General features: G+C 65.0%; 3 protein-coding genes and 1 pseudogene. 2 read left to right on the forward strand and 2 right to left on the reverse strand.

Going from position 1 to position 3810, the window contains the following annotated elements; translation table 11 throughout:
• Positions 1–125: 125 nt before the first annotated feature.
• Positions 126–634: pseudogene (locus ACLP25_RS14015) on the reverse strand (integrase core domain-containing protein); the annotation flags it as partial.
• 38 nt (positions 635–672) lie between these two features.
• Positions 673–2619 carry an AAA family ATPase gene (locus ACLP25_RS14020; RefSeq protein WP_442469799.1) on the reverse strand — a complete coding sequence of 649 codons (1947 nt, stop codon included), beginning with the start codon at positions 2617–2619 and terminating at the stop codon, positions 673–675.
• Between the two features lie 134 nt (positions 2620–2753).
• Here ACLP25_RS14020 and ACLP25_RS14025 point away from each other — a divergent pair, with 134 nt between their 5' ends.
• Both ACLP25_RS14025 and ACLP25_RS14030 read left to right on the forward strand, forming a co-directional pair.
• Positions 2754–3329: a hypothetical protein gene (locus ACLP25_RS14025; protein WP_442469800.1), complete on the forward strand. Its 576-nt coding sequence runs from the start codon at positions 2754–2756 to the stop codon at positions 3327–3329.
• On the forward strand, positions 3280–3558 hold the full coding sequence (locus tag ACLP25_RS14030) for a helix-turn-helix domain-containing protein (RefSeq protein WP_442469801.1): 279 nt from the start codon (positions 3280–3282) through the stop codon (positions 3556–3558). The genes ACLP25_RS14025 and ACLP25_RS14030 overlap by 50 nt, the downstream gene beginning before the upstream one ends.
• Positions 3559–3810: the final 252 nt, after the last annotated feature.

The following is a 3810-nucleotide window of genomic DNA, read 5'->3' on the forward strand; positions in this document are numbered from 1 at the left end:
CATTTGAATCGGTTAGCGGGTTGGTCTTGAACCCACTGATTCCGTTACCATTTCCTGCCCCTGCATCGATTTTGGGGGGCATCCCGTGTGGACCAAGGAGAACCGCGCCCGCTATGACCGCAGCGGGCTGCGCTATGAGAGTGACCTGACCGATGAAGAATGGGCGGACAAGTTTCATTGTAGCGTCTGGCGAATGCGACGAGCTCGGCGCGCAGGTCCTCGATGGTCTTGAACGTCCGCACCCAGAGCAAGTTCTCCTTCAGGGTTCGGATGAAGCGCTCGGCGACGCCATTGCCCTCGGGTTCGCGGACGAAGGACGGCGAAGCTTCGATGCCCAGACATTTGATCTCGTCCTGGAAATCGCCGGACATGTAATTGGAGCCATGATCGTGACGCAGCTTGAGCCCACGCGCCACGCCGGGCGCGATGGAGCCGAAGCACCGATGCACCCCTGCCGGACCGGCTCCAGCGCCTCGAAGCGATTGGCGGAACGCGCGGCGTGAATGCCGACGATTTCTGAGTTCGCGTGTTCGACGGCGACGAAAACATAGGCCCGCCCCTCCTCGAAGGTGACGGTCTGGGTCATGTCCGTTCCCCACATTTCATTGACCTTGTCGGTGACGATGGTTCCGTCGGGCATCGTCATAGGTGGTTGCGAGTTTTTTCGCTCTCTTAATTCATTGTATTATATGGGGTAATTAGGACCTGTAGAGCGATCCGCCCCGCGGCATCTGCCTCTGCAAGGGCGCCGAGGCGAAGTTTCAATAAGCCGAGCGTGCTGTAGACCGCGACGAGGCCGCGCGAACTGCCGGAACGATCGGCTCTCACCTTCGCGCCCTGAACCGCGGTATCAACGGCGCTGAACCGCTCCGCCGTGATCAGGCTCCACCACAACGCCGCCTGCATGTCCCAGTCAGCGTTCTGTGAGCCGATATTCGTCAGCGCCGTTTCGAGCGGCAGAGCAGCCTCGTCCGCCGGCCGCCCGGTCAAGATGGCGACCATACCCTCAGCGATGCGCAGCGCATCCGCGGAAGCGTTCGAGGGCCGACCAGACAATTGCTTCATCATCTGCAGCGCACGCGGAGCAACGCGTGCATCCTGTAACCCGACCGCGACCAATTGGCTCTGCAGACCGACCGTGACGGCTTCGGGCGCATCGCGGAGCTCGGCCAGCGCATGTTCGAGAACGTGAACGGCGTCGGTCCAGCGAAAAAGCGCCGCGTAGGCTTGGGCAAGCTGTGAGGCGATCTCCGGTCGCAACAAGGGATCTTCGCTGATCGCCAGAGCGTCCTCGAGGAGCTGGCAGGCGATCGCACGTCCAGCCTGCTGCTCGGCTCGAGCAGCCTCGCGGAGCACGTCGATCCGCTGGTCATGCGGCGGCGGCTCCGCCAGCGCACGTTTGAGCAGCTCAGCGGCGGCGGCCGGCGCGCCGGCGCTGAGCGCCTCCCGGGCGGCCTGGCGCAACCGCGCCGCCATCCAAGCATCGCCGGCGCAGGGCAATCTCATGATGTACGCGGCGACCCGCCCGGGGGCCGCGCGGTCGGCGTGGAGCACCCGTGCCGCCGTTCGATGCGCGGCATCCTGGTCCGCGCTCGACAGCGTCTGGACGACGGCATGCCGGACGATCGGGTGGATGAAGCGTGGCGGCCGATCCTGGCCGAGGACGTCAATGCGAACGAGTTCGGTCGCATGACATGCGGCCTCGCCAACATCCATTCGCGCCATCGTGGCGGCATGCCGAAGCTCGCAGTCATCGCCCAGGACCGCGATGGCCTGAGCCAGACTCAGCGAGGAGGGGTTCAAGGCCCGCAGGCGTGCGCCGAGCTGCAATGCGACGCCTTCGATCCCGCCGCGGTCCAACGCCCCCTCAATCGCCGACGCCCCATGGCGCTCACCCGAGCGTTCCAACGCGCGCAAGAGCTCATGAACGTAAAACGGGTTGCCGCCAGTGGCGCGATGGATGGCGGCGCACGCGTCAGCTTCAGCGCCCGCTGTAAGCGTTCCCCGCGCAATCTTGGCGACCGCCTGCTCCGTCAGCAGCGCCAGACCGATCGTCGAGCTGGCGGCTGCGCGCACCGCTGCGACTTCCCGCATCTGGGATTGCGGTTCATGGGGACGGAGCGCCACGACGACCGCGATCTCGGGGCCGAGCAAGCGCGGCGCCAGGTAGGCGAGCCACCGAAGCGAGGCGTCGTCACCCCAGTGCGCATCATCGACAGCGATCAGGACCGGATGGCGCCCGGCGATATTCATCGTCAACCAATATAGCCCGTGCAAAACGGCAAACGCATCCTGTTCGCCATCGTCTGCGACCGTAGGGACAAGCAGGGCGCGAACCGCGCGCGCGGCGCCTGCGAACAGCGCCGCCCTCTCGTCCTCGCCCGCGTCAGCGCAGTGGCGCTCGAAGAGCTGGCGGACGACTCCAAGGGCGAACTCGCGCTCCAGATCCGAGCCGCGCGCCCGAAGCACCAGCCGGCGCTCTCGGCTCGCTATGGCGCAAGCAGCATTGAGCATTGCAGTCTTGCCGAGCCCCGCTCCGCCCTCAACGATCGAGAGGCCGCCATGGCGCACCAGGGACCGGATCGCCGCCAGCTCCGACTTGCGTTCGAGGAGCTTCATCACGCAAACGATATTCGCCTACAGGGACCCGGCGTGCAATCTCCATTGAGGTTCGAGTCACCTGTGGCATCTGATGTACCTAGACTGTCTGTTGAAGCCACCGCACAGGCTGGTTCCCGACCGCACGCGGCGACATGATCGCCAGCATGTCGGTTTTTTGTGCCTCCCCGTGGAACCGCTATCGCGCCGCCTGGTTCTCGATGGATGCAGGGAGCTCAGATGTGGCGGTCATGATTCACGGGCTGCAGATTTTGGCGATCATGCTGGTCGCGAAGACGATGAGCCTGGCGCTTTCTCACGCCCTGGAAATGCCCGGCAAGCTCCGTCTTGGCGAGCAGGAGTACCGGATGGGGCAGCAAATCTATTATCCGGGCTTCACTATCGGCGGTGCCGGCGAACCCACGTCGATCGTCGTTCTGCTCGCGCTGGTCATCGTCACCGGCAACGACGGAGTCGCGTTCTGGCTGAACCTGGCGTCGCTCGTCGCGCTCGCGGCGATGCACGGCGTCTATTGGCTCTTCGTCGATCCCGTGAACAACTTCTGGGTGCGCGACATCCCGCTTAGCCGGCTGAGCGGAGACTTCGCTCGCTCCTGCTTGCGTGCGCCGCGCCGAGCGGTTCATCGAGGAGAATGCGGTCAAGGCCATCGGACTCGCCGATGTGGCCTTAGCCGCGGGCGTCAGCGCAAGGTCTTTGCAACTGGCCTTTAGCCGCTTCCGCGACACGACGCCGATGGCGCATTTGCGGGCGTTGCGTCTGGAATGTTGTTCGCCCGTGGCGCGCAGCGATCTGGCCCGGGCCGGGCAGGACGGCGGTTCGGTCACTTCGGTCGCGAACGCGCATGGTTTCGGCTCTTTCAGCCGATTCGCCGCCGACTACAAAGCCCGCTTTCACGAGTCGCCTTCCGAAACGCTCCGCCGCGGCGGCCTCCGACGTTGAGCTATTGGGTAGTGACTCCGCTATTTGAGCAGCTCGAGGATCAGTTTCCCCGCTGCAGCCTTGTCGCGCCGGCGTTGCACGAGCAAATCGAGAACTTCGCCCTCGTCCGGGGCCACCAAGGCATCAAGCGGATTGCGCGGCAATGCCGGAGCGGGGGGCGCAATGCTGGCGCTGGCCGCGGACCGCGTCTATGCGCGGTCTGGGGTTGTCCTCAATCCCCACTACCGGAGCATGGGCGGCCTCTACGGATCG

The sequence above is a fragment of the Roseiarcus sp. genome, assembly GCF_052145395.1.
Lineage (GTDB): Bacteria > Pseudomonadota > Alphaproteobacteria > Rhizobiales > Beijerinckiaceae > Roseiarcus.